Below are 24,063 nucleotides of genomic sequence, written 5' to 3'. Positions count from 1 at the left end.
AACACCTCCTGACACACGAAAGCCGAGCCCTCCTGGGGAGGCTCGGCATCAGCTGACTTGTGCTGCAAATACGCGCGCGATCGATCCCGCAGGCCAAGACCGCGATCGTCACAGGCCAAGACCATTTAGTGAGCGCGCGAGGCGATCCCCTGGTGGCGCTCGAACAGATCATCCATCCGCGGAGGTCCGAAGATGGTGCGGCCGAGGCGGGTGTAATCGGCCATTTCGACTGTCTCCCACCTATTTTGGGTGAAGTAGCACCGCCGGATCGATGCCGAGTTGAAGGAGGCCGAGTTGGGTGCTGAGAACGATGTCGATATCGTCGATAAGACCGTCGCCTTCGTAGGCGCGGGCATGGGTGAGCGCCCAGTCCGCCAGCAGACTTTGCTGTTCGGCGAGGGGTGGGATCTGTTTGACGTCGCCGCCCGCCAGTCGTCCGGTTGCTATCGCCTCGTCGATCCCGCGCCAGTAGAGGTTCAGCACCTCGGTGGCGTAGGCGGCGATCTGCATCGCCTGTGGAGCGTGCTGGACCATCCGGTCCGCGGCGCGTTTGTCGGGAAGCTTGTCCGCGTTGCGGACACGGTAGGCGATGTGGTCGAGCGCTGTGCGCAATGGTTCGTCGGCGTCGCCGGGATCGATCGTGTCTTTGTCGGTCAATTTCATTGTCCCCTAACTGTTTGCGGACCTGTGGTGTCGAGGCCGTAGTAGGTTTGCGCGCCTGTCCGTCCACCCTGGGAAGGGTGCGGCGATGGCTGGTTATGCGGTGCGCACAGCGCTCACGGCAGCGCGCGATGGCGGCGGCGCAGTTGCTGAGTTCGCGCACGGTCGCGCCGGGCGGCGAAGTCGCCGACGAAACGATCAGTCCAGGATGTCGGTGGGCCATTCCCGATCCTCGGGAGCGAGCAGACGCCCGACGAGACCGTCCAAGGTCTCTAGATCTGAAGCAGCGAGCGCGGAAGACGGGTGATCGCGATGCGATGCGATGCGCGGCGAGCGCGAGTGGCGCTCACGCGCGTATGCCATGTGTGCGAGTACCAGAGCGACCCCTGCTGGCGAGCCTGGCACGAACGCATCGGGTCAGGTTTCGCGTCCAGCGGCGGTGAGGGCACCGTTGAGGTCGGCGATCGCCGTATGCAGTGCGTGCGCGGCGTCGGCGGCGATGTGGCCCAGAGTGCGCACCGTCGGCGGGCGTCCTGCCCGAGGCGGGAACGGTTCGGTGTAGACGAACACGGCTACCGTGGCGCCGGTCTCGGCGTCGAGGGCATCGATTAGCAGCAGGGCGTCTTCACGGTCGTCGTCGAGGACAAGTGTGACTTCGGTTCCGGTGTCGGAGCGGACAATCAGGTGATCGGTAGCTGCATGCTCGATGGCTGATTTGAGGAAAACGATCCACGACTGCTCCCAGTCTGCGAGCTCGACCGGATCGAAATACAAGAACTTGAGATCAGCCCACAGAAATTGGTGAATCGCCGCGCGGACGGCCTTCGGCTCGGCGGTCAGGGTCAACCGGAACATGGTCACGACCTTTCCGAGATGACGGCTGTGCGCTGGCCGATGGGTCTGCCGTTTCGCCAGTTGTGCCAGGCGTCCTGGATGGACGGACGTGATCGGCCGGTGGCGACGAGCACGGCAAAGGAATGACCGAAATCGATTGCATCACCAGAGCCCAGGCCGGCGGCGTCGCAGTACCCGCGGGCATAGCCGACTGCCTCGAAGCACAGCAGCAGCGCACCGCGATCGGTAAAGGCCGTTGTCCATTGCTCGTAGGTGGGTACCCGGTTCATCACGCGCACCTGCCCAGTTCGGCGGCTACGTCACCGGCGTGCAGCCATGCCTGCCACGCTCGGGGGACCGAATGGACGAAACAGCGTTGCTGCGTCAGGAATTCGGCGAGATAGAGCGCATAGGCATGCGCGAACGTGGTGGCCTGAGCGCTGTCGGCCTGTTCCGATCGCGCGTCCTGCCAACCCCAGGCATAGCCCTCGGCGCGTGCGTACGCCTCGGCGACCGGTGTGCCGAATCGACGCCGAACCCGGTAGAACGTCTCGGCCGGGCTGGCGCCGGAATCTGTTGCGGACATGACGAAATACCCCCTTGTCGGAGTGGTGAGCGGAACGATCCGTGATGTGACCAGCACACCGGCATCGCGCCATCAGCGAAGAACGACGGCAGACCAAAGAGGCCATCCGTGTCAGCGCACATCGGCGGCTCCTTTCAGGTGGACGTTGTGGCGCAGTCGGGTTGAGGCGGGGCTGGAGAGATGGGAAGCAGAGACCGGTGCCTGGCTCAGTGATCCGTTGTTCCGAGGTCGACGCCGAGATCCTCGGCAGCAGCGGCACCCAGACGGCTCCATGTCGGGAGATGGGATGGGGGCACGGGCTGGTTGAGGACGGCGTAGAGCAGCTTGGAGGTGAAGTGGTGGGGATCAGCTGCGAGGGCAGCGGTTACGGCGATGAGAGCGAGGGGACCGTCGCCGCGCAGAGAAAGGCTGTAGGCGAGTAGTGCGGCGGGCGCGGCTCGCTCGGGCCCGGTGAGACTGCGAAGGAGCAGCGTCCAGAGTTGTTCTACGACGGGCTGGTATTCGCTTCTCGCGGTCGCGTGCAAGCAATCGAGGACCATCTGGTCTGCCAACACCATGGCAAGTTCAGCCAACCGCTGCGGTGGCACATCCTCGCCTGCGGCGATGTCGGCGGCACACCAGAGGACGAATTCCAGGCCGCGACGGTAGTGACTGTTCCAGCAGTCGTTGGCCATCGCCCGTCCCCGCTGCGCCTCGGCGCGAATCCTCGCCGCGGGCAGCAACGTCTCAACCGCTGCGCTGAGATCGGGATCCGGGTCGAAGGCGCTCATGAGTTCCTGCCTGGAACTAAAGACTGTCTGGCCCTTCGCTCTGCGATCAGCGGCAGCGGGTGATTCGGATGGATCGGTGAGGACGCCCTGGTCCTCGATGTCGGTCAGCGACCACCACCGCGATCCCGGCGTGATGTGCCTGGTTGCCCAGACTTGCATGATGGGTGCGCCCGCGGCAGCGAGTCCGGCGGCCAACACAGCGAGTGTGCGCTCGATCCCAGGTGCCGGAAGTGGTTGGTGCGCTGGGCCGATCAGACGGTCATCGACGACAACAACAAACGCCAGGGAGGCATCTATGCGACGTGCGGCCTGATCCGCGGCGTCGACAAGGCGCTCGACATCACCAGTGAGATCGAAAGCGACAATCGCGGTGCGCGCAAGCGAGTCGGTGTCTTCCCCCGCAGGCCCCATCTCGGTGTTGATCAGCATGATCACCAGCTGGCGGTGGGGTGCGTAGCGCAGCCGTGCCGGGATAGACACGATCAACCCAGTCGGATCGAACCGGGGAAGCGGCATTGGTAGAACTCCTTCCAGAGATCAGCACAGTCGTTGATATCGGATGAGCGTTGGCTGCAAAGTCAGCTTCTGGCGTTGAGCGCAGAGCTGCTGATTTGCGGCTGCCGGCGTCGGCAGTGCCGTATGCGCGCTGCTTTTCACAGCGCGGTGTCCCCGTCGCCCGGTCACGGAATCGCGGTGGCCGGACAATTGGTAGGCTGATCGGCGGGAGAATCGGGTGGACGGGTCGAGGAGTCCTGTCATGCCGACTTCAGGTTCGAAACCCTCACGCCACCCGCGTCGTGGGCCCGATGTTCACGATCGCCTGGAGCGCAACCGTGAACGGGTGCGCGCGCGCCGGGCTCAAGCTCGACAGCGTGAAAAGGCCATCACCACAGCCGTCAAGCAATACGTCGCGGCATGGGCAGCGGTGGCTGAGTGCGAGAGCAAGCGTGATCGCGACATCGAGATCTGTCGCCAGCAGATACGACAGCTCGAAGCCCGCGCCGAGGAAGAACTGACCCGGCACCGTGCGCAACAGGCCGCCGCCGCAGCCGCCCTTCGAGGAGAAGGCCAAAGTGACGACGACGTCGCTGAGCTGCTCGAAATCACAGCCAAGCAAGCGCGTCAACTGATCTCAGCTGCCCGGACTGCTGACGGGGGCGGACCGGCTGACGGCCGTGGTCACGCCCGACCGGAAATGACACCCCAGGGCCGGACGCTTGTCGACGGATCTACCAGATCAAGTGGCGAGACCGAGCCGACGGCGGAGGGCCGTTGACTCACTGACCAGGATCAAGGTCCTCGGAACGTCAACTAGGGGATTCGCTACCGGCAGGATTGGCAGTCATGCGTCGACGTAGTCTCCGGCGTGCCAGACGAACCAGCGAAAATTCTCTGGCGGAAATGCTTGGTGAGCTGGGATGTTCGGCGCAGGAGAGAACGGCCAGAACGCCATGCCGCATCGATGGCAGTACAAGGCCGAACTCCACACCACGTGTGCTGCTCGGCGTCCCCTCGACACTCGGGTATTGAAGCGGGCCCTCCCGATTGCGATACAGAAAGCAATGGTCGAAGGGATAGCCAACGCACCAAGGAAGAAGACAGCGCCGAAGAGTGTCGCCAGCAGCCCGACCTCGTCGGGCTGCTGGAGGGCCAGCGCCAGTACTGCCAGTGCCAAGAGATCCGGGATCAGTAGTACCAACCCGATAGCGAGGAGTCGGCCTACCGGTCGTTGCGCGGGTGCCATCGACAAACTCCGGGCGAGTGCGGTCGTGTGCGTGCGTTCGACTGTCGTAGTCCCCAGAATCGGCATCAACCCAGACGGGCTGATCCCCACGCCGGTCGTGAGGTCGGTGCCGTAGCTTGTGGACACTCCTTCGGCGTGCGCGGCGGGAACACTCTGAACGCCGTGACCGTCGCCGCAGCGCGGACATGAGATGTCGATCTTCATACGAGCGCCCCCATCCCAGGCAATGTGTCTGCTGGGCTTGCGTGCGGCGGTTGCAGGTTCTGTGATGCCAAGCGATTGATCTTTGTGACATCCAACACCTTTGGGCATCGTCTGTCGAGGGTCTGTGTGCCCTGTTCCATGGAAAAGTGTCACTGCGACCTCCTTGCTCAGGGGTACTCGATGCCTGGTAGATGGGCCGGCACGCGACTGCGCTGCGGCAGTGGATGCTCCCGACGGCGCGAATGAACTTCGCCCTAGGGGTGGGGTGCCACGCAATCCATCGACTCAAGGACACCTCGTGCGAACTCGGCCGCACCTTTTCGCCCGTTGGGCGCGGCACCAGGCAGACAGGTGTGGACTCCTACGCTGAGCCGACTAAGCCTCACCGAAACATCCGACATCAGTAGGCGTCGTCATCCAGGTGAAGGCTGCCGCCGTATCCGTGGCGGTAGTCGGCGACCGCTTCGGCCAGGTAATGGATTCTTCGTGCGACCACATCCATAGGGTCCGCGACCCGCCAGCTGTGGCCATCAGCGCGAACGCCGTTGATATTGGGTAGCGCCAACAAGTTCAGCGCCGCGATGACTTCCTCCAATGTCGGCGGTGGATCAAGATCGCGGCGCACGACTCGAAGAAGATCGGCGGTCGCGAAACTGCCCGAGTCCGACTCGTCGTCGAAGGCGGCCGCGACAACGGAAAGGACGTCACCGGACCGCTCCTCAGAGGTAGTCATGACTCGTCATTCTGGTTCGATGAGCGTATGTTCGGGGCACCATTTGACGAGCTTTGATATGACCGCGGTTGTCCGCAACCGGTGGAGCGCATGTATTCGCTGGTTGCACAATTCCTCGGTCTGCGGTGTGTGAGACTCTCGCGGCTACGGCTTGTTGCGATCATGGCGACGGTCTTTCTGGCCAGCGGGGTTCGGCGGCGGTGCAAGGGAGTGCTCGGGGCACCATTGCCGGAAGACGAGTTGGCCGCGGCCATTGCCGGTAGTGGCCGTGAACTCCACGAGCCCCAGCCACACCCCGTTCCAGGCCCGGGCCCAGGCATACAACAGTCCGGGCGTGTTTCCGGTCAGGCGCGAGCCGCCCGAACTGACCCGTAGAGGCACCGATTTCTTCGCGCCGAAGGTCGCGCGCTGGGTCGAAATCGCTTGGCCGAGGTCGACGACGACGGGCAGCGGAGGTTCGACGACCCGACGTAGTGACGGGCTGAACTCCTCCGGCCAATCATCGAACATAGGTTCCCTAGGGTCTCTCCGTTGATGTCCTCGATGTAGTCGACGTAAACCGTTGGCCCTGTTGATGGTTGGGGTGTATGGCGTTATCTCGGGGTGTCCACGACGCGCCGGGGACGATTGCCGTATGCCAGGTTGAGTGTCGTAGCGTCGCCGCCGGGGGAATTGGCCGACTGGGTGAGGAGTAGGCGCGGGTGCGGGTTCAGCAGGTGTTGTCACCGGCTGGCGGCCGGGAGTCCTGGACGGTGGTCGATTCGGAGTTCGCGGTTGTCGAGCCGGTGGACGAGTTCCTGGCCTACCTCACCGCGATCGAGCGGTCTCCGGGCACGGTCCGGTCTTACGCGTTCGATCTGCGGGATTATTTCACTTTCCTGGCCGGTCATGAAATCGACTGGCGCACAGCGCGGTTGGAGCATTTTCGGCCGGTTCGTCGGATAGCTTCGCCTGCCGCCCGGGATGAGATCGGCAAAGGTCACCGCGTTGCCGAATGCGGATGCGCCGTGCTCGGCGTCGACGATCAATCGGAAGCTCTCGGCGGTCGGTTCGTTTTACCGATTTCACTACCGTCACGGGGTGGACTGCGGTGAGTTGCTGTCGCAGATCAAACCTGGCGGGGTCCGCGGCGCCTGGCGGCCGTTCCCTTCGTGTGTTCGAGAGCTCTCGAACACACGGTGCGAACATGTGACACCCATGACGGGAATCTGTGCGCGAGAGGGGACTTGAACCCCTTGCTGCGACACCGATGAACACAATGAGATTGCAGTCCTCGAAGTGAGACTGGTTCTGCTGCACATCGACGACACGATCGGCGTGCAGCAGAACCAGTACCGGAACACCGTGCCAGGTGATTCTTCGGTGGGCGGTTCGCCGTCGTGGGCGGCTGTGCTACGACGGTTGTTCGCCCGACTTGAACCATACGGGCGCGAACGGCTCGACAATTGATTGTCACTGCACGTTCATCAACCCACCGTGCAAACACCGGGAATGTGACTCGGCGACAGCACCATGGTGGTCGTGGATACCGACCGGTTCGGTGGCTCCCATCAAACGAAAGTTACACCAACGCAACAAGTTTCGAGTAGATTGAATAGCGGGAGACGTCATTGGATCGGCTTTCCGCAGCGGATCTCGGAGGTTGACGCCCGATCACCGTGCCACTGACGAAGGGTTCAGGTCACAGTGAATCGTCGTGTGTTGACCGTTGGTGAGCGCATCGAGTTGCGTCGCCGCCGAATGGGGCTTTCTCGTCGCGTCGTCGCGCAGCTGATCGGCCGCAGTGAGGAGTGGTTGCGTCAAGTCGAACAAGGCCACACGCGCTTCGACAGCATCCAGATCGCCTACCGGCTCGTTGAAGTGCTCCGTTTCGACAATCTCATGGAGTTGATCGGCGGGTCCTTCTCTGGCCACCCTGTCGAGCGAAACGTTAGTCTGCCGCTCGTCCCGCTGAACCGTGCCGTCATGGATCATCCATCCGCACGCGCGTTTGTCACAGAGGCCGAGCATTCGATGCCGTCGTTGGCCACGCTGCGCAGCTCGATCGATGAATGCTGGGCCCTCTGGCTCGACTCGAGCCATCGATATACCGAACTCGCTGCCCGACTCCCCGGCGTGCTGATTGCCGCGCGGTCGATTCGCTCAGCCGCACAGGCAGCGTCGAACGGCTCGGTCGAGGAAGCCGGCCAGCTGCTGGTAGACGCTTATCACCTCGCCCGGCTCCTGCTCACCCACGTGGGTGATTACGACCTCGCATGGCTGGTTGCCGACCGACCGATCGGCATCCTGGCCCGGACACGGCAACCGCTCCTAGCTGCCGCAAGCTCCTGGCACGTCGCCAGCGCGTTGTTGTCACTGGGCTATTACGCCGAAAGCCGGGACTATGCACTCGCCGCGTCATATCGCCTGGCCTGCGAACCTTCCGTAAATCACAGGTTGTGCGGAGCGCTGAACCTGGTCGCCGCCGAGGGCGCGGCCGGCGCCGGCGATCCGGGGAGATCACAGGAGCTCATGGCCAGCGCCGCGCGGTTCGCCGACGCACTCGCCCCTTCTGCTGTCGACCACCGGATGGGCTTCGGGGGGCTCGCGGTGGTAATCACCGCGATGAACATCGCGTTGCGGCTGGGTCGCATCGATCACGCGATCAAGCTCGCCGCCGATGCAGACATAACGGACAATAGCTGTGTCGACCTTCGAGTCCGCTATTACCTGACAACCGCCTACGCCTATAGCCTGCGGAGGGAAGACTTCGCGGCGGTCTTCGCGCTGCAACGAGTCGAACAGGCCTGCTCAGAAGATATCCGCTACGACTGGACGGCACGCCAAACGCTGCAGAAGCTCGCCCGCAACAATCATCATTTGATCAAGCGAGACCTAGCCCAGCTACTCACGGTGGCCGGACTCGCATGACCGCGCACGACGAAGCGATCATGTCGATGCCCCTGTCGGCAGTGGCGATTTGCTCACCACGGGCAGGTTGAACCGCGACGGAAATCCGGCTGATTCGCACCGAACCGCGCCTGCCAGCGGCAGAATTGTTGTCAGGGCACAGTGACGGGGCCCGTGCACTCGAACTCCAGTCATCGACGGACGGCGGGCGTGATGGCACTGCTTCTGGACACCGACCAGGTTGACCCTCGTGACCGTGCCGATGTGGTTGCCGCCGCCGTGCAGGGGGCTTCTGCCCCGGCGCACATCGTCCACAACTCTGCCGACAGTGAGGCTCGCGCTCGTTTCGATAGCTGGCAATTCGGGGAATTTCGTCTACAGCGGTCGCTGCTCTCCGGATTCAAGATGGTCCGGACCCCGAAACAGATTCGGAACTCACCGGGTTCGGCACTCATTGTGTCAGTGCCGTTGCGCAGCACCTCACGTCTGATACAGGCCGACACTCAACATGAGATCGGGCCAGATCAGCTGATGTTGATAGATCTCGACGCGCCTTTCGAGCTCGACTGGCGCTGTGGCCCGGTGCTGTCGCTGTTTGTTCCGCGCGACAAACTGGATCTGTCCGGTGACACGATCCGCGCCGCCTTGAATCAGCCGCAACGTAGCCCGTTGCATCGCCTGGTTGCCCGACACATTGTCTTGACGGCCGAGTCAGCCGACCCGCTCGAGAGCGATCCTGGGGCGCCAGTACTGGGCGATGCCTGCGCGGAAATGGTGCGTGCCCTTCTGATCTCGACCGCCGCGTACGGTGGCGAGGACGGCACGGTCCTTCCCGCGGATATCCTGCTGTCCCAGATTAGTGATTACGTGCATCGTCGGCTGTCCGATCCGGACTTGAGTCCAGCCGGAATCGCCCGCGCTCACCACATTTCGATGCGCCACCTGTACAAAGTATGTGCACGCGCGGGACTAAGCCTCGAACAATGGATCATCACGCAGCGACTGGAACGCGCACGCAGCGATCTCGCGCGACTCGACACCCGGGACCACTCGATCGCGGCGATCGCCAACCGCCACGGCTTCCGGCACCCCTCGCATTTCACTCGGCGATTCCGTGCCGCCTACGGTGTGACGCCGAATGCATGGCGACGGGAGGCTCTCGAAAGGTCAAGTGACACAATGCGGTCAAGTTCAAAGGTCGTAGGTGCCAGCTCTGGTGAGTTCGGCGGCGCACGGCATAGCCGAAACCCTTTGGCTACTAGGTCTTCAATGTGGTCGTAAAGGAACGCCCGGGCAACTGGCCGGTCAGTTTTCCGTTTGTCAGGACCGGTGCACCGGCGGCGGCGACGTCGTCTATACCGGTGGCAAAGATATCGGGGTCGCGGTAGGTCGCGCGGTCCCGACGGTGGTCGGATCGATAGTCGCCAGGTCCGCCGCCTCGCCGCGGGCGATGGTGCCTCTGTTGAACAGACGGAAATGGCGGACGGGTCGTGCGGCGAGATGGACTGTTGCCTGTTCCCGCGTCCAGTCGCCGAGCTCGCGGACGTGGCGGCGCAGTAGCCGGGCGAATGTACCGTACCCGCGCGGATGCGGTTGCCCGGCGACATAGATTCCGTCGGATCCGCCCATGTGCACATCGTGGCGAAGCAATTCCCTGATCGAGTCCTCGGTGTCGGAGTGGTCGAACACCACCCCGCGCCCAGTGCCGTATCGATGAGCACGCCTCCGCCATGCCGCTCGCGGCCGCGGTGCCGTAGGTGCGCATGTGGGTCACATAGGGCAGGGCAGGCCGCGCCGGGCGGCCGGTTGGCAGATGGGGACGACGTATCGTCGTGCCGCGTCGATCTCGACAGCGGCCGGCGCATCTCCGAGGGAACCGCCGTGCCCCACCCGGCCCGCAATGACGCCGATATCGGCCGGATAACCAGGGTTACCTGTGCCATCGATGACCGTGCCGCCGCGTACCAGCAGGTCCCATTTCATTTTGGCCGCCGTTTGCTATTGAGTAACCAAATGAACACGAGCCGTCCGTCGCGGACGTTTCGGCCATACGGGACGCTAACTTCCTGGAATGCCAACGATGACCGAAAAGTTCGTCATCAGTGAGCTGAACAGTCCAGATGCGCTCGCGGAACCGATCGCCCTCTACCGGAACGTTTTCGGGCTTCGACCAGAAGATCCGGCACCCGGCCCACGATTGCTGGCCGCCTTGGCACGTAATGGCGGGCTCGCACTCGGTGCACACGAGGGCGGGCAATTGGTCGGCTTCAGTTACGGATTTCCGGGGCTGCATCTCGCCGATGACGGTGGGTACGGTTCGGTCTACCACTACCTGGAGGTGCTGGTGGTTCGCCCCGACCGGCGAAATTTCGGCATCGGACGAGCCATGATGTTCCGCACACGCGAGATTGTGCAGCGTCGCGGCTTGCGCAGTATGCGCTGGGCCTACGATCCCTTGCGGGCCGACAACGCGCATTTTTACCTCGACGTGCTCGGCGCGAGTGGTTGTGATTTCATCCCCGACCTGTATGGGATCGAGGAGACCGGTCGAGACCGTGGGCGGTCAACGGACCGAATTATCGTGCACTGGACATTCACCGAGCCTGCCCGCCAGTGGCCTGCACCGCCCGCTGGACTCGTCGTCGGCGTGCCCGAGGTCGATCCGCACGCCGAGGTCGACACGGTATTGCTGGCCATAGACTTCGGTCCCGGTTACCAACATGGGCGAGGTTCCTCGATAATTCAACATCGAATCCGCACGAGCTTGGCCGACTTGATCACCAACGGCTTTCGTGCGGTGTCGTGCCGCCGGGCTGCCGACGGCCTGGCCGTGTACCGGCTTGTTGTCGACACGTCCTGGCCCAGGCAGGCTCGTCATGATTCACCTGTCCGGTGAGCACGGCTCGCGCTCTGTGCCTCGGTCTGATAACCCAAGGGCAGCTGCGCGCCGGCGGCATGCCAAGAGCTGACCGCGACGTGGGAAGGGGCGGTACCGATTGTTTTCCACACCTTCAACAAGGGCGCAACGGAGCGCCGGGCAGCCGCCCTGTGAGGTGTCCTGACGCGAGCACGGGTGTACCGGCGATGATCACGTCATCGATGCCGGTAGCCAGCAGGCGGGGATGAGCATACGTCGCATGGTCGGTGACGGCGATCGGATCGATGATGGTCAGATCAGCCATTCGACCTCGGGTGATCGCACCCCGGTCGGCGAGCCGGAACCGCTGGGCGGGGCGTGCGGCCAGGTGGACCGCCGCCTGTTCCCATGTCCAATCGCCGAGGTCTCGGACGTGACGGCGCAACAGCCGCGCGAATGCACCGTATCCGCGGGGATGCGGTCGGCCGCCGAGATAGATACCGTCCGAGCCGCCCATATGTACGTCGTGGCACAGCAATTCGCTGATCGAGCTCTCGTCGTCGGTGAAATCGAAGACGACACCGGCGCCGAGCGCGGTGTCGATGAGCAACTCGGCGCACAGGTCGGCCGGAGTGAGGCAGGCCTGAAGGGCGGCATCGCACAGGCGCATCCCCACCGCCCAGCCGAATAGGTCACCGGGCACGTACGCGAGCGTGAGCTGGCGCCATACGGCAGGTTCGGTTTCCTCGGCGAGCCGCTTGCGCACGTTTCGGTCGCCGAGTGCGTCGAGTGTCCGATCGAGGTCGGGGGTAGCGAGCCAGTCTGGCAACACCTTGGCAAGAATGCTGCATCCCCGCAGATAGGGATACGTGTCGAAGGAGATGTCGAGGTCGGTCTTCAATGCGGCGTCGATCAAGCCGATCAGTAGGGGGCTCGGACCGTGATAATGCGAAATGTGGATGGGTGCTCCGGCGAGCCGACCGATCGCGCACGCCTCCGACACGCCCGATCCCGCGGCGTCGCCGTAGCTACGCATGTGCGTGACGTAGGGCAGTCCCCGCCGGGCCGCCGGACGGCAGACCGCCGCCAACTCCGCGGATGTTGCGTACTTGCCCGGAAGGTAGCCCAGCCCCGAGGAGATCCCGACAGCGCCATGGTCGAGGCCTTCCTCGGCCATCCGGATCATGGCCGCCAACTGCCCGCTGTCGGGGGCGCCAGGCACACCGCCCATGACGGAATATCGGATCGTGCCGTGCGGCACCAGATAGACGGTGTTCAGGGCGGTGGTGCCGCGGTATCGGCCCAACAGTTCGGCGACGCCGAAGATCGCGCTACGGCCGGCCGGCTGCTTTGTCCGCTCGAGCGTTCCGATCGGGCCGGTGCCCAATAGGCCGTTGACGGCGTGGAAGTAGCGCGAGACCCACGACAGAGCTTCCGTTGTGGCAGGCGCGAAGGATAGTCCGTCTTGGCCGAGGGCCAAGGTGGTTACGCCTTGGCGCAGCATCGCCAATTGCACTGCGGGATCCCAGACAGCGCCGTCAGCGTGTACATGTGCATCGATGAAGCCCGGCAGGACATACCGGTCGGTCGCGTCTACTTCGATTTCGGCACGGACACCATGAAGGACGCCGATTTCCCTTATACGCCCGGCTACCACACCGATATCCGCACGGTACCGGGCACCGCCCGTACCGTCGATGACCACGCCGCCGCGCACCAGCAAGTCCAGGCTGGATCGCAAGCGTGTGGCACTGGGGAAGTGCGATAGCTTTAGGGGGCCTTTGATCCGTTGCGAGCCGACAACGCCTTCTTCTATCTCGACGTCGTCGGTGCTCGCGGATACGATTTCGTTCCCAACCTTTACAGGTTCGAGAACGTCGGCCGCGACCGAGGCCATCCCACCGATAGGATCATCGCCAGTTGGGATCCGACCACCGCCATTCGCAGCTGGCCTGCGCCGCCGGCAGGACTCGTCCTTGGAGTCCTCCGGATTGATCCCTATTCCAGGGGCGGCGCCATGCTGTTGGCTGTTCCTCCTGCCGGAGGCCATGGCAGCATTTCCGAATCCCGCGAAGTCCAGCGACATGTCCGCACCCTATTGAGTAACCTGGTCGCCCTCGGCTATCGACCGGTGTCCTGCCGTAGGGCCGCTAATGGTCTTGCTGTTTACCGCTTCGTGATCGATCCAAACTAAAACAGTTTCACTGGAAACAGTCCCACGAAAGTGGTGCCCCACAATGACACTGCTCGGGCGGCTTATCAGTAGGCCGATCGGAACCCCGAAATACTTGGCGTACAACGCGATTCTGAGCCCACCGGTTGCCTCGATCCACGGTTCGCGCCACATAGCCGGATTGGCGCCTCGGCCGAGTGCGCAGAGCCGTTCAGCGGTAGAGATGGCCGCCCCCGCGTGCTTCCACGGACAGTGGTGGATGGAACGGGGGCGACACATGTGACCGGTTGTTGAGGCGCGGCTGAAACTCGGCGGTCAGCTAGTGGAAGGCAACTGACTTCGTTTCGGTGGCGATGGGCCGGTGCCGCTCGTCTCGAAGTTCGGCAAATGCCTGACCTTCGCTATATTCCTGAAATGGCTCTCCGTCGGTGATCACCAGAACGCTCCAGTGATGAGGCGAGCCGTTGAAGGTGATTCCGTCACTGCACCCGTTGCCGAATGCGCAAGTGAGGCCGAGCATTTGGTCCACTTGTACCGTCACATATCCGATGCCACTCGGGGCGCAGATGACGCTACCGCTGACAAACGCCACATAGCCTCCGGGGTCGAGTGCGACTGACGCGTCGATATCGATGGTCACAATACAGGCGCCCGGCACGGAGATTTTCTCGTCGGAGGTCATGATCCACTCCATGGCATTTTTGATCGTCAGCTGTCAGCCGGACAGCCGGCGTGGCGGAGCCGGGGATATCGGTCCTCGGTCAATCACTGTAGCTCCGTCGGTGGCCGAGGTTTGTTACCAGAGCGGGACCCAATTTTATGCTGTGTGCACCCGCCCAAATATTTTTGGAAGGAGCGGTCCGGGTCGTCGGTAGGGCTGTGCACTGCAAGGGAATTCGGCGCCTACTCGGATGCAGTGGGGACACTCGACATGGGTTGGGGGAGTCGATCCGGCCCGGATGTACATTCAGTGCTCACGCATCGGTCGCCAGGGGTGGAAATCGGTTGTGGTGCAGCTTGTATCGAGCTCGGGGCCGGGCGCGGTCCGATGCCGACTACGACACGCGAGCTAGCCGTCTCGTCTCCGACGTTCGGTGTGGTCGAGGCCGGTTGCCATGCGGTTGCTTCCAGTTGACAGTGAGCCTGCAGGGCCGTAACTTACTCTGGAGTCAGTTGTATCTGTTACAGAATGTCTCAGATGTATCGCTCTCGGTCGCAGTGGGAGAGGCCACACGCGCTGACCCGGCTTGGACGCAATCGCCCCCGCACGATCACGGAGCAGTCGAATGAAAAGGACCCGGGCAACGACGCTGCTTGCCGCAGTGACGGCGATCCTCGCATCGTCGGCGATCGCTTCGGCGGCGCCACTGAATCCGAACGCGCCCTCCCAGCCGAGCCCCGGCCTGCTGGGTGTGGTGTACCCGGCAACCGTGCAGGGCGAGATCCACCGCGCTTTCGGCCGGCCCGGCTCGCACCAGGTGGCCGCCACGCAGCAGTTGCATCCCTGCGACGATGCCGTATCGACTGCGCAGCTGCTGGCCTCGTTCCCGCTGGGCTTCAAGGACGGCGACGATGCGCTGTGCAGCGACGCATTCCCGCGTGGCGCGAAAACGCCCTGGGGAATGCAGTATTACTACCCCACCGATCTCGCGGACGGGGAACAAGCACCTCTAGTGCAGTTCCAGGCCGGATTCACCGGCGATCCCGGGAGCTATGACCAAGCCGCGCGACTGTGGGCCAGCCGCGGATTCATTGTCGCGTTGCCCTACAACTTCATCAATATCTTCCCACCGATCCATTCTGGGAAACCCAGGCGACAGTAGGCGAGGAGGCGAATTCTGATTCCCCGCTACACGGCCACGTCGACTTCAGCCGCACCATCATCGGTGGGCACTCCGTCGGCGGCGAAGGGGCGTTCTGGGGCGCGGCATACCTTCCGCCCATCGAAAAACAGATCCATCCCCGCCTACACCTCCTCGGTGTCTTCAATGTTGGCCCCCGCTCCGGCGTCTCGATAGAACGATCGGTCTGCATGTGTAAAGTTGATCATAGACTGATCGTTCTATTCGAGGACGGGAAATGAGACCAGGGCCACGTGAGCGACTGATCGACGGCGCTATCCGACTCATGCAGGAGCGTGGTGTCCAAGGCACCGGGGTCAGTGATTTGCTCGATCAGAGCTCGGCCGCGCGGCAATCGCTCTACCTGCATTTTCCCGGGGGTAAGGATGAGCTCGTGGCAGTGGCGACTCGGGTCGCCGGCGAACGTATCCTGGGCTCGATTGTCGAGGCAGCCGAGTGCAGCGACCCGCGTGACATCGTTGCGATGGCAGTGAGACGATGGGAAAAGCGGTTGTCCGAGCATGATTTCCGGCTCGGCTGCCCGATCGCGGCCGCTACCGTTGATGGGACGACCCCCGGCGATTCGCGCCGCCGCCGATGCGGCATTCGGCAGCTGGACCCAGGCTTACACAACGGTTTTCGAGTCCGCAGGCCTGGCCGCGGACACTGCGCGCCCATTGGCGACGTTCGTGGTCACCGCGATCGAGGGAGCGGTCCTGCTCGCCCGCGCCACCCACTCGCTACAACCGTTGCGCAACTGTGGAAACCAACTCGATCTGCTGTTGGTCGCCCACCTTCAAGGCGCCGTCCGGAGTTGATTCGCCGCAGCGGGACATCGAAGTCGCCTACGTCGTCGCCTGGCTCGCTGCCTCCATCAACGGCCGAATCAGGGAGGATAGGGCGCCTTCTGTTCTCGGATCATCCGGCCTCGGACGAGGTCCGGGTTACGACCGGTGACATACCCGATGCCGCACTGACGGTGACGAACGGTGGGACGTTCGCCTCGGCCTACCGCGACCATGAGCAAGGAACCTCGTCGAACGCGCCCTTGTCGCCGAGGATCACCCGTTATGGACCTTTCGAACCGTCACCGCACGGCTTCCCTCGGCGGCCACGACCTCACCAGCGGCAATCATCAACTTGTCGCGGTTCGGATGCCGTGGTTCGCGCCGCGCCGTTCATGCGTTTACCTGTTGTGGTGCCGTGGACGGGGAATTGGTTGTGGCTGAGCCGTCTTCCGGTTTCAGTCCCATGCGATGCAGGATCCAGTCGGTCAGTCCGGCCGCAGTGGGTGTGGTCCACAGCACTGCGGTGTCGATGGTGACGGCGAGGCTGCGTTGTAGCCGTTGCCGCAATTGCGTGGCGACGAGGGAGTCCATGCCGAGCATCACCAACGATGTGGTGGGCGTGATGTGAGCGGCGGTGTTGCCGAGCAGGGCTTGGATGATCGCGATGATGTGCTCGTGCAGCAGTGCGTGCCGTTGCCGGTCGTTGGTGGCGTCGAGAAGTCGTGTGGCCCATGGTGATTCGTTCGTACGGTTGCCGTTGCCGTTGGCGCCGCGTACTCCAGCGAATAGTGCTGAGGCGGCGGCTCTGGGGTAGGGGGCGAGCCAGCGGTCGAGATCGATGGGGGAGTAGGCGATCTGGGTGCATTCTGTGGCGAGGATCCGGTCGAGGGCGTCGAGTCCGTCCTCGGGTGTGATCATGATGAAGCCTCGATCGGACATGGCTTGTCCGGCACCTGCTTGGGCCCAGGCGCCCCAGTGGATGGCGGTGGCGGGCAAACCCTGCGCGATACGCCAGGTGACGAAGTCGTCGAGGAAGGCGTTGGCGGCGGCGTAGGCCGCTTGGCCGGGGGATCCGAGCTGGGCGGCCAGTGAGGAGAAGCAGGCGAAGAAGTCGAGCGGCTCGGCGGCACTGGCGTGGTGCAGTTGCCATGCGCCTTCGGCCTTGCCGCGCCACACGCGGTCGATCAGATCGCTGTCGAGAGTGTCGAGAGTGGCGTCCTGTACCACGGCGGCGCAGTGGATGATTCCGCGCAGCGGATGACCGGAGTCGGTCGTGGTCGCGACCGCCTGCGCCGCGGTCGCGGGGTCGGCGATGTCGCCGGTCACCACGGTGACGGTGGTCCCGTTGGTGCTCGCCCGATCGAGGTAGGTTCGGGCTTGGTCGGTGGGTGCGGAGCGGCCGATGGCTATGACATGGCCTGCGCCCCGGGCCGCGAGCCAGCCGACGGTCAGCAGACCGAGACCGCCGAGACCGCCGGTGACGAGGTAGGCGCCGTCGGGGTGTACCACACATGGTTCCGCCTCAGCGTCCAACGCGCCGTCGGGGGGTGTGGTGTGTAAGCGGAGCAGGTAGCGGTCTGTGCCTTGCCACGTGACTTCCCGCAGCGTGTCTTCGGTCGCGAGGAGTTCGGTGACCAGCTGCGGGATCGCTGTGGGGCTGTCGATGGTGGCGATGCTGGCGGCCAGATCCGGGTATTCGTATGCGGCGCTTCGTAATACCCCGCGCAGGCCGGCGGTGCGCAGCGACGGTATCGCACCGGTCATCGCGGCGACCCACGTTCGAGGTGGTGTCGGCAGCGCCGAGAGCGCACGCAGCGCCAGACACAGCCGCTGCACGCGGGCTCGGGTGGCCTGCGGCGGGTCGTTATCCATGCCGGGGCCGACGGTCATCAGCACTGTCTCGGGCGCCGGTTTTCCGTTGGGAGTGAACAATTCCGGGGTGATCGGATCGCCGAGCGCGACGGTGCGCAGCTCGACCTCGACGCCGTGGTCGGCCAGCGCACGGACCAGTCGAGGTGTCCAGCTGTCGCCTTTTTCGGCCAGCACGACCCACCGTCCGGTCGAAGCGCGAATCGCCGCGGGCACTTCGGCGCGATCGAGGGCGAGGTGGGAGAGCCTGTTGCCGAACCGCTCGTGGGGTGGGGTGATGTTGGCCAGTCGCAGGCCGGTGATTCTGGCAAGTCCGCGACCATCTGCGGTAGCCAGCAATATGTCGGCGGTGCAGCTACGTTCATCGGCGTTGTGCAGGACCGCGTGCGCGACGCGGGCTTGATTGGTGGGTCCGAATATCTCGACGGCACCGAAGCCTGCCACGACCACCGGACCCGATTCCAGCGCATGGCGGCCGCGCCACACGGCTGCGGCGCTCTGCACGGCGCAATCGAGCAAGACCGGGTGAATGCGCATCATCCAGCTCGACACGCGAGCTATGTCGGGGATACGCAGTGTGATGACACCCTCGTCCTGGCCGGGGCGTAGCCGGATGCGTTCCAGGCCGGTGAAGGAGGGACCGTGCTCGACCTGGTGGTGCTCCCGCAGGTAGGTGTAAAAGCTAGCGGGCTGATCGTCGTCCCAGCCGTGCGGATCGAGAAGATCTGGGTCCAGCTTCTCGACGTCGGCACTACAGGTACCGGCCCTGGCCCGTGCGTGGACCACCGAGTTGCCCACAGATCCGGTGAGCACGGTGACGGTGACGGTGCCGTCGGGTTCGCATAGTCCACGGACGGTGACCATCGGTTCCGGCACCAGCAACAGCGGTACGTCGAGACTGACATCGAAGATCGAGACATGGTCGGCGGCAAGCATTTCCGATGCCGCGGCCAGCATCATCTCGCAGAGTCCGGCGCCCGCCATGACCGGCGTGCCGGTCACCCGGTGGTCGCCGAGCCACGGAACGCGGTCCGGACTGATCGGTGTCTGCCACAGGTGGCGTCCGGGATGGTCGGGGTCCTGGATGTGGCCGCCCAGCAGGCTGTGCTGGCGGGCGCCGATCAGGCCGGGGGCGACGAGTTCATAGGCCGGTTCGGGCCGGTGGTGGGTGCGCTGCCAGGTGAAGGTGGGGACGTCGACCAGTTCGCCGGGACAGTGTGCGGCCCAGTCGAGTTCGATCCCCGCGCAGTGCGCGGCCGCGACGTGGGACAGGAAGGCTTCGGTGTCGTCGATGCCGCGGCGCAGGCTGCCCAGGGTGAGGACGTCGGTGATACCGGCGTCAGCCGCGATCTGGCCGACGGCGCGCACGGCCAGCGGGTGTGGGGAGCACTCGATGAACACGCGGTAGTCGTCTTCCAGTGCCGCGGCGCAGGCTGCGGTGAACCGCACCGGATTGCGCAAGTTGGTTGCCCAGTAGTCGCCGTCGAGCGGCACCGGTTCGCGGGGATCGAGGTATGCGGTGCCGTAGAACGCGATAGTGCGGGCGGTCGGGGCGAGGTCGCGGGTCTGGTCCCGGATCGGATCGAGGATCGGGTCGACGTGATGGGAGTGTGAGGCGTAGTCGACTCGGATCACTTCGGCGCTGATCTCGCGGGCCTGCCACGCGGCGACGAGGTTTTCCACTTGGTCCCGGTCGCCGGAGATCACCGTCGTGCCGGGTGCGGTGAGCACCGCGAGGCAGACGCGGTCGGTGCCTGCCGCGGCGATGTCGGCGGCGACTTGCTCGGCGCCCAGCAGCACCGAGGCCATGGCGCCGCCTTGGACGTCGAGCGCCAGCCGGGAGCGACGGCAGCTCACTGTCACGCCGTTGGCCAAGCTCAGCCCACCGGTCACCACCGCGGCCGTGATCTCACCGAGGGACAGTCCGATTACCGCTGCGGGCTCGATGCCCCAGGACCGCCACATCGCGACGAGTCCCAACTGCACGGCGAGCAGGATCGGCTGGATTCTGTGGTCACCGACGAGGCGATGGGGTTCGGTGAGCATCTGCCGGACCGAGAAACCTGCCTCGGCCGCCATCAGCGGTTCGATGTCGTCGATGACCGCGGTGAACGCCGGATCGACATCGAGCAAGCCCTGACACATGCCCGGAGACTGCGATCCCTGACCGGTGAACACGAACACCGGCCCGCGATGCTCGGGCGGCAGGATCGGGTGGCCGACCACAGCCGCGCTGAGATCACCGCCAGCGAATCTGCGCAATCGCGTACTGAGTTCACCTACGTCGGACGCCGAAATCGCCAGTCGCTTCACCGAATGCGCGCGCCGAACCGCGAGGGTATGGGCGAGATCGCGCGTGGCGGGCGGCGAGATATCGAGCCGGTCGGCCAGCCGCTGTGCCGCGGCAGGCAGCGCGGGCGCGGAGGCACAGGACAGCACGAACAATCGACGTTCACTCGTGTCTTCTTGCGCCGGCGCACAGGTCGGTGCCTGTTCGATGATGACATGTGCGTTAGTGCCCGCAAGCCCGGTGCTGCAGACCGCTGCCAGCCGAGGACCACCGTCGACCGGCCACGCGGTCGTCTCGGTGGGCACGAACAACCGCGATTCCGGATCGACTGGAATAGCTGGATTCCAGCGGCGAAAGTGCAGGTTCGCCGGTATTACGCCGTGGTACACGCTCAATGTCGCCTTGAGCAGTCCCGCGATTCCCGAGACCGGCTCCGAATGCCCGAGATTGGTTTTCACCGAACCCAACGCACAGCGACCCAGTCCCCGGCCGTAGACACGGTTGATCGATGTGTACTCGATCGGATCGCCGGTCGGTGTACCCGGACCGTGCGCTTCGACCAGTCCGACGTTGGCGGCATCCACCTCGGCTCGGGTCAACGCCAGCCGAAATGCCTCCTGCTGCATCTGCGACGACGGAGCGGTCAGCCGTTCGGACTGCCCATCACAGGTGACCGCTGAACCACGGATCACCGCGAGCACCCGATCCCCGTCGCGGCGAGCATCATCGAGCCGCTTGAGCAACAACATCCCACAACCCTCACCCCGCACATATCCGTCGGCGCGCTCATCGAAAGCAAAACACCCGCCGCGTTTGGACATCAGCCACTGCGCCTCGTAATGCAACGTCTCCGGGGAGACCATCAACATGACCCCGCCCGCCAACGCGGTATCGCACTCACCGTTGACCAATGCCTGAGCGGCCGTGTGCACCGCGACCAAACCGGATGAACACAGCGTCTCGATCGCCATCACCGGCCCGCGCAGGTCCAGGGTGAACGCGATGCGTCCCGGAGCGTTGCCGGGGTGGCTGCCGAAGATATCGAGTCCGTCGATCCAATCCCGCAGCGGCCGTTGCGAACTCATCAACGCATCGACCGCGTACATGCCCAGGTACACCCCGGTCCGCGTGCCACGTAGCCGAGTCGGCGCGATGCCGGCGTGCTCGATCGCCTCCCAGGACACTTCGACCGCGAGGCGATGCTGCGGATCGACCACCACCGCTTCCTTCGGCGACGCCGACAATGCTCCTGGCTCCCACGCCCAGATGTCCCCATGGATGAAGCAGCCACGGGCGAACCGGTCGGCGTCGTCGGGATGCTGATAAGACTTCAACGCCTCGGCGTCCCACCGGTCATTCGGCACCGAACCAACCGTGTCCGTCTTGTCCAGCAACACTTGCCACAATGCCGCAGGCGAGTCCGCTCCTCCTGGGAACCGACAGCCCACACCGATAATCGCGACAGCAGAAGAGGACATGAGAATTCCTATCCAGAGACCTGGGAAACAGATGAGTAGCCAGAAACGCGTGCAACCGTTGGTTCTGCCATGGCGGGGGTTACAGGTCGCCGGGTCCGAACGGGGGGAAGTCGGGGGTGTCGGAGGGGGCCGGCGCTGTGCCGAAGATGAGCGCGGCGAGGTTGATCGCGAGTATGCATGTGCCCCACGCGAAGTTCATCAGGCCGGCGCCGGCGAGTATGCGTAGGCAAGTACGGGGAATCGGAGCGAAACTCGCACTGCCCCGGAACAGATGGATCTCGCGATTTTGCGTGACGGCGCGGTAGAACATGTAGGTCATCGGAGTCGAGAGCAGCAGACCATCGGGTATCAGAACGGCGTAGGGCAGTTGGTACCAGTGGCCGCCGAAGAGCGAGGCGCCTGCCCGCTGGGTCGGGAAGTAGTAGAAGGTGAGGACGTAGACGATGACCAGTTCGTAGAAGAGCTCCACCAGCGTTCCCGAAATCGCGAGCACTGCAAGCACTTTGAGCCGCCCCCAGTGGCGGTTCCGGAGCAGGATCGGCATCGTCGTCCACCGTTGCGTCCAATACCACAGGATCATCGCGGGGTACGCCAGCATCGCTCCCGCGAATACCGCCTCTACCAGCATTCCGCTCTGCGGTGGGTCCCAGCCCGGGATGTAGGGTCCCCAGTTCGGGACAGCGATCGCATGGGTGTTGAAGGTTCCGTTGACCGAATGTTTGTAGTTGTAGAACGGTCCGAGCCAGATCGCCAGAATCCAGCCGAGGAAGATCGCCATGTCGAAGCTGACTTCCCGCTTCTTCCACGCGCTGCGCCCGATGAACACAATCATCACGACCACAAGGATGCCGACACTGACTTCGCCTGTGCGGAGCAGGAATTCGCGAACGGGCGAGATCTGATGCTCATCGGCGGGGTAGTTCACACGATGGAGACCACCGACGAGCACCCGGATCCACACGATGCTCTGCAACACGACGAAGATCGTGCCGAAGCCGGCCCACAACGCCAGCGGAGTTGTCCACCGTCGAGCGGTTGAGGGTTTTGTGACGGCCGCACGACCGGTCAGGTCGGGGGGATTCGGGTTGCTGATCATGACGTCCTGCCTGGGAGGTGACGCTACGAGGTGCGGACAGTGCCCGAAATCGCACTCGTACTCATTGCTGGGCCTCCGCTTCCAGAAACCGGTGCTGGAGAACGTGTGCGAGTGGGGGTCGGTGAAGCCCTTCGGCCTCGCCTGCCGGGCCACCGGCTCCCGGTGGTTCGGCGGGTATCGGCTGTAGCGACGGTGGCCGGCCGGTGCGCGCAAGCATGGCCGGGGTAGCGAGTGCTGGTGGTGTACGCGGCATGTTGAACACCTCGACAATCGGTGCTGCACAGGCCAGTCGACGGTGCCGGGCCCAGGCTCTGAAGGTGCTGTTCATGCCGCATACTGCGCCAGTGCTACGCCCCTACCGGAGCGTCGTTGAGTGCCGCAGTGATGTAAGGATGATGCATCACCGCGGCACCGACTTCAATTATTATTGGATATCGTTTCCTCGCGTTTCTTGGATCCAATACGGAACCGCTCGTTCGGGCGACTCGACGTAGGACTCATCTAGTTGGCGGGTCGCACCGCGCGTATACCACGCATTCGGGCCGGGAGCCCAAATAATTTTGTGTGCTGGAACGGTCTATCAGTGGGCACGCGGAGTCCTCCGTTTATCGGGACCCAGCTTCTCGCAAAATGGACGTCCCACGCTCGTTGCAAAGCTGGCCGACGGGTCGATTAGACTGAAAGACGAGGTCGCCAAGTTTCCAAGAATTCACCCGGCACGCCACCATCGTCGATTTCTTAATTCATCCCACGGATATGTGACGCCATGTTGATCACATCATTTGAGCAGGACGAACAGGATACGCAGCATACGCTCCACGACCTCGATCGTAATAGAAATGACCAGGCCGAACTACTTCGGCGAACACATTACTGCATGCACCCGAATGGCAGTACGGACATGCCCATTTTCGGTCTCGGCCCAGCAGGGGCCGTCCCACTTCAGCAAATCTCGCAACACATATGACCAACTGCGGTAGCGCCACAAAAACCATGCCAAGAAGAACCCGATCGAGGGCCCCCGGCTTGCGAGCGCAAGAATGCCGACGTCGTCCATCAAATCGCCATACAAGGATGAGAAGGAGATGCGATGACCGAGGCAGGCAGAAAAGACGCCCCGATGCCACTCCTTCTCAGCACTCGGTCGGCAGCATTACCGCATGTGACCGTCCTTGGCGCCGGTTTCGCGGGCCTTCTGGCCGCACAAGTTCTCGCCGACAGGGGTGTTCGAGTGCTGCTCGTAGACCGCGA

22 protein-coding genes and 2 pseudogenes are annotated in these 24,063 nt (G+C 63.9%); 9 read left to right on the top strand and 15 right to left on the bottom strand.

All coding sequences use genetic code 11. The features are described from left to right. Positions 1 to 240 precede the first annotated feature (240 nt). The 9 genes from DBO33_RS26280 to DBO33_RS26240 form a co-directional block, all read right to left on the bottom strand. Positions 241 to 663 carry a hypothetical protein gene (locus DBO33_RS26280; RefSeq protein ID WP_107657456.1) on the bottom strand — a complete coding sequence of 141 codons (423 nt, stop codon included), beginning with the start codon at positions 661 to 663 and terminating at the stop codon, positions 241 to 243. A 414-nt stretch (positions 664 to 1,077) separates the two neighbouring features. Then, positions 1,078 to 1,515: a hypothetical protein gene (locus DBO33_RS26275; protein WP_159080541.1), complete on the bottom strand. Its 438-nt coding sequence runs from the start codon at positions 1,513 to 1,515 to the stop codon at positions 1,078 to 1,080. Between the two features lie 2 nt (positions 1,516 to 1,517). After that, complete coding sequence (locus DBO33_RS26270) at positions 1,518 to 1,793, bottom strand: hypothetical protein (protein WP_159080540.1); 276 nt, start codon at positions 1,791 to 1,793, stop codon at positions 1,518 to 1,520. Then, positions 1,784 to 2,080 (bottom strand): hypothetical protein, encoded by a 297-nt coding sequence (locus DBO33_RS26265; protein ID WP_107657453.1) that lies wholly within the window; start codon positions 2,078 to 2,080, stop codon positions 1,784 to 1,786. The genes DBO33_RS26270 and DBO33_RS26265 overlap by 10 nt, the downstream gene beginning before the upstream one ends. Before the next feature lie 206 nt (positions 2,081 to 2,286). Next, positions 2,287 to 3,366, bottom strand: coding sequence for a DUF4192 domain-containing protein (locus DBO33_RS26260; RefSeq protein WP_107657452.1), 1,080 nt, complete (start codon positions 3,364 to 3,366; stop codon positions 2,287 to 2,289). 265 nt (positions 3,367 to 3,631) lie between these two features. Continuing rightward, a complete protein-coding gene (locus tag DBO33_RS26255; protein WP_107657451.1) occupies positions 3,632 to 3,976 on the bottom strand; it encodes a hypothetical protein in 345 nt (114 codons plus the stop codon). Between the two features lie 216 nt (positions 3,977 to 4,192). Further along, positions 4,193 to 4,798 carry a hypothetical protein gene (locus tag DBO33_RS26250; protein WP_159080539.1) on the bottom strand — a complete coding sequence of 202 codons (606 nt, stop codon included), beginning with the start codon at positions 4,796 to 4,798 and terminating at the stop codon, positions 4,193 to 4,195. Between the two features lie 400 nt (positions 4,799 to 5,198). Beyond that, the gene (locus DBO33_RS26245) at positions 5,199 to 5,531 is read right to left on the bottom strand and encodes a hypothetical protein (RefSeq protein ID WP_107657449.1); all 333 of its coding nucleotides are present in this window, start codon (positions 5,529 to 5,531) and stop codon (positions 5,199 to 5,201) included. Between the two features lie 144 nt (positions 5,532 to 5,675). Then, the gene (locus DBO33_RS26240) at positions 5,676 to 6,041 is read right to left on the bottom strand and encodes a hypothetical protein (protein WP_107657448.1); all 366 of its coding nucleotides are present in this window, start codon (positions 6,039 to 6,041) and stop codon (positions 5,676 to 5,678) included. Between the two features lie 191 nt (positions 6,042 to 6,232). Here DBO33_RS26240 and DBO33_RS44785 point away from each other — a divergent pair, with 191 nt between their 5' ends. From DBO33_RS44785 to DBO33_RS26225, 3 genes are all read left to right on the top strand, one after another. After that, the gene (locus DBO33_RS44785; protein ID WP_199856767.1) at positions 6,233 to 6,625 is read left to right on the top strand and encodes a site-specific integrase; all 393 of its coding nucleotides are present in this window, start codon (positions 6,233 to 6,235) and stop codon (positions 6,623 to 6,625) included. Between the two features lie 607 nt (positions 6,626 to 7,232). Next, positions 7,233 to 8,441 carry a helix-turn-helix domain-containing protein gene (locus DBO33_RS26230; protein WP_159080538.1) on the top strand — a complete coding sequence of 403 codons (1,209 nt, stop codon included), beginning with the start codon at positions 7,233 to 7,235 and terminating at the stop codon, positions 8,439 to 8,441. Between the two features lie 192 nt (positions 8,442 to 8,633). Then, positions 8,634 to 9,701 carry a helix-turn-helix domain-containing protein gene (locus DBO33_RS26225; protein ID WP_107657446.1) on the top strand — a complete coding sequence of 356 codons (1,068 nt, stop codon included), beginning with the start codon at positions 8,634 to 8,636 and terminating at the stop codon, positions 9,699 to 9,701. A 72-nt stretch (positions 9,702 to 9,773) separates the two neighbouring features. Here DBO33_RS26225 and DBO33_RS26220 read toward each other — a convergent pair whose 3' ends face one another. Next, positions 9,774 to 10,049 (bottom strand): hypothetical protein, encoded by a 276-nt coding sequence (locus DBO33_RS26220; protein WP_159080537.1) that lies wholly within the window; start codon positions 10,047 to 10,049, stop codon positions 9,774 to 9,776. Positions 10,050 to 10,190: 141 nt separating this feature from the next. Continuing rightward, positions 10,191 to 10,403 (bottom strand): hypothetical protein, encoded by a 213-nt coding sequence (locus DBO33_RS26215; RefSeq protein WP_107657444.1) that lies wholly within the window; start codon positions 10,401 to 10,403, stop codon positions 10,191 to 10,193. 97 nt (positions 10,404 to 10,500) lie between these two features. Between DBO33_RS26215 and DBO33_RS26210 the strand changes: the two genes are divergently transcribed. Then, the gene (locus DBO33_RS26210) at positions 10,501 to 11,316 is read left to right on the top strand and encodes a GNAT family N-acetyltransferase (protein WP_159080536.1); all 816 of its coding nucleotides are present in this window, start codon (positions 10,501 to 10,503) and stop codon (positions 11,314 to 11,316) included. Between the two features lie 115 nt (positions 11,317 to 11,431). Here the strand turns inward: DBO33_RS26210 and DBO33_RS26205 are convergent, their stop codons facing one another. After that, positions 11,432 to 13,018: an N-acyl-D-amino-acid deacylase family protein gene (locus DBO33_RS26205; protein WP_199856766.1), complete on the bottom strand. Its 1,587-nt coding sequence runs from the start codon at positions 13,016 to 13,018 to the stop codon at positions 11,432 to 11,434. A 48-nt stretch (positions 13,019 to 13,066) separates the two neighbouring features. Between DBO33_RS26205 and DBO33_RS43645 the strand changes: the two genes are divergently transcribed. Continuing rightward, positions 13,067 to 13,471 carry a hypothetical protein gene (locus DBO33_RS43645; protein ID WP_199856765.1) on the top strand — a complete coding sequence of 135 codons (405 nt, stop codon included), beginning with the start codon at positions 13,067 to 13,069 and terminating at the stop codon, positions 13,469 to 13,471. Between the two features lie 298 nt (positions 13,472 to 13,769). On the opposite strand, the gene DBO33_RS26200 is transcribed toward DBO33_RS43645, so the two are convergent. Next, positions 13,770 to 14,132 (bottom strand): hypothetical protein, encoded by a 363-nt coding sequence (locus tag DBO33_RS26200; RefSeq protein ID WP_159080535.1) that lies wholly within the window; start codon positions 14,130 to 14,132, stop codon positions 13,770 to 13,772. Positions 14,133 to 14,772: 640 nt separating this feature from the next. Between DBO33_RS26200 and DBO33_RS26195 the strand changes: the two genes are divergently transcribed. The 3 genes and pseudogenes from DBO33_RS26195 (at position 14,773) to DBO33_RS43640 (ending at position 16,109) form a co-directional block, all read left to right on the top strand. Next, positions 14,773 to 15,273 carry a hypothetical protein gene (locus DBO33_RS26195; RefSeq protein ID WP_107657440.1) on the top strand — a complete coding sequence of 167 codons (501 nt, stop codon included), beginning with the start codon at positions 14,773 to 14,775 and terminating at the stop codon, positions 15,271 to 15,273. A gap of 256 nt (positions 15,274 to 15,529) precedes the next feature. Beyond that, positions 15,530 to 15,679 (top strand): annotated as a pseudogene (locus tag DBO33_RS44780) (helix-turn-helix domain-containing protein); the annotation flags it as partial. Positions 15,680 to 15,854: 175 nt separating this feature from the next. After that, a complete protein-coding gene (locus tag DBO33_RS43640; RefSeq protein WP_199857078.1) occupies positions 15,855 to 16,109 on the top strand; it encodes an LmrA/YxaF family transcription factor in 255 nt (84 codons plus the stop codon). 360 nt (positions 16,110 to 16,469) lie between these two features. Here DBO33_RS43640 and DBO33_RS26185 read toward each other — a convergent pair whose 3' ends face one another. Further along, complete coding sequence (locus tag DBO33_RS26185; protein ID WP_107657438.1) at positions 16,470 to 21,716, bottom strand: type I polyketide synthase; 5,247 nt, start codon at positions 21,714 to 21,716, stop codon at positions 16,470 to 16,472. Between the two features lie 79 nt (positions 21,717 to 21,795). Continuing rightward, complete coding sequence (locus DBO33_RS26180; protein ID WP_107657437.1) at positions 21,796 to 22,812, bottom strand: spirocyclase AveC family protein; 1,017 nt, start codon at positions 22,810 to 22,812, stop codon at positions 21,796 to 21,798. Positions 22,813 to 23,902: 1,090 nt separating this feature from the next. Between DBO33_RS26180 and DBO33_RS44775 the strand changes: the two are divergent. After that, positions 23,903 to 24,052 (top strand): annotated as a pseudogene (locus DBO33_RS44775) (hypothetical protein); the annotation flags it as partial. Positions 24,053 to 24,063: the final 11 nt, after the last annotated feature.

It is taken from the genome of Nocardia suismassiliense, assembly GCF_900269665.1.
In the GTDB taxonomy this organism is placed as follows: Bacteria; Actinomycetota; Actinomycetes; order Mycobacteriales; family Mycobacteriaceae; genus Nocardia; species Nocardia suismassiliense.
The sequence above is the reverse complement of the archived record's forward strand: the minus strand, read 5'-3'. Positions and strand labels throughout refer to the sequence as shown.

Excerpts from the sequence above, each read along its gene's own strand:
- DBO33_RS26220 (WP_159080537.1), bottom strand. The coding sequence starts at position 10,049 with ATGGGCGGATCCGACGGAATCTATGTCGCCGGGCAACCGCATCCGCGC.
- DBO33_RS26260 (WP_107657452.1), bottom strand. The coding sequence starts at position 3,366 with ATGCCGCTTCCCCGGTTCGATCCGACTGGGTTGATCGTGTCTATCCCG.
- DBO33_RS26265 (WP_107657453.1), bottom strand. The coding sequence starts at position 2,080 with ATGTCCGCAACAGATTCCGGCGCCAGCCCGGCCGAGACGTTCTACCGG.
- DBO33_RS26240 (WP_107657448.1), bottom strand. The coding sequence starts at position 6,041 with ATGTTCGATGATTGGCCGGAGGAGTTCAGCCCGTCACTACGTCGGGTC.
- DBO33_RS26215 (WP_107657444.1), bottom strand. The coding sequence starts at position 10,403 with ATGAAATGGGACCTGCTGGTACGCGGCGGCACGGTCATCGATGGCACA.
- DBO33_RS26200 (WP_159080535.1), bottom strand. The coding sequence starts at position 14,132 with ATGACCTCCGACGAGAAAATCTCCGTGCCGGGCGCCTGTATTGTGACC.
- DBO33_RS26275 (WP_159080541.1), bottom strand. The coding sequence starts at position 1,515 with ATGTTCCGGTTGACCCTGACCGCCGAGCCGAAGGCCGTCCGCGCGGCG.
- DBO33_RS26185 (WP_107657438.1), bottom strand. The coding sequence starts at position 21,716 with ATGTCCTCTTCTGCTGTCGCGATTATCGGTGTGGGCTGTCGGTTCCCA.
- DBO33_RS26250 (WP_159080539.1), bottom strand. The coding sequence starts at position 4,798 with ATGAAGATCGACATCTCATGTCCGCGCTGCGGCGACGGTCACGGCGTT.
- DBO33_RS26245 (WP_107657449.1), bottom strand. The coding sequence starts at position 5,531 with ATGACTACCTCTGAGGAGCGGTCCGGTGACGTCCTTTCCGTTGTCGCG.
- DBO33_RS26180 (WP_107657437.1), bottom strand. The coding sequence starts at position 22,812 with ATGATCAGCAACCCGAATCCCCCCGACCTGACCGGTCGTGCGGCCGTC.
- DBO33_RS26280 (WP_107657456.1), bottom strand. The coding sequence starts at position 663 with ATGAAATTGACCGACAAAGACACGATCGATCCCGGCGACGCCGACGAA.
- DBO33_RS43640 (WP_199857078.1), top strand. The coding sequence starts at position 15,855 with ATGGGACGACCCCCGGCGATTCGCGCCGCCGCCGATGCGGCATTCGGC.
- DBO33_RS26210 (WP_159080536.1), top strand. The coding sequence starts at position 10,501 with ATGACCGAAAAGTTCGTCATCAGTGAGCTGAACAGTCCAGATGCGCTC.
- DBO33_RS26225 (WP_107657446.1), top strand. The coding sequence starts at position 8,634 with ATGGCACTGCTTCTGGACACCGACCAGGTTGACCCTCGTGACCGTGCC.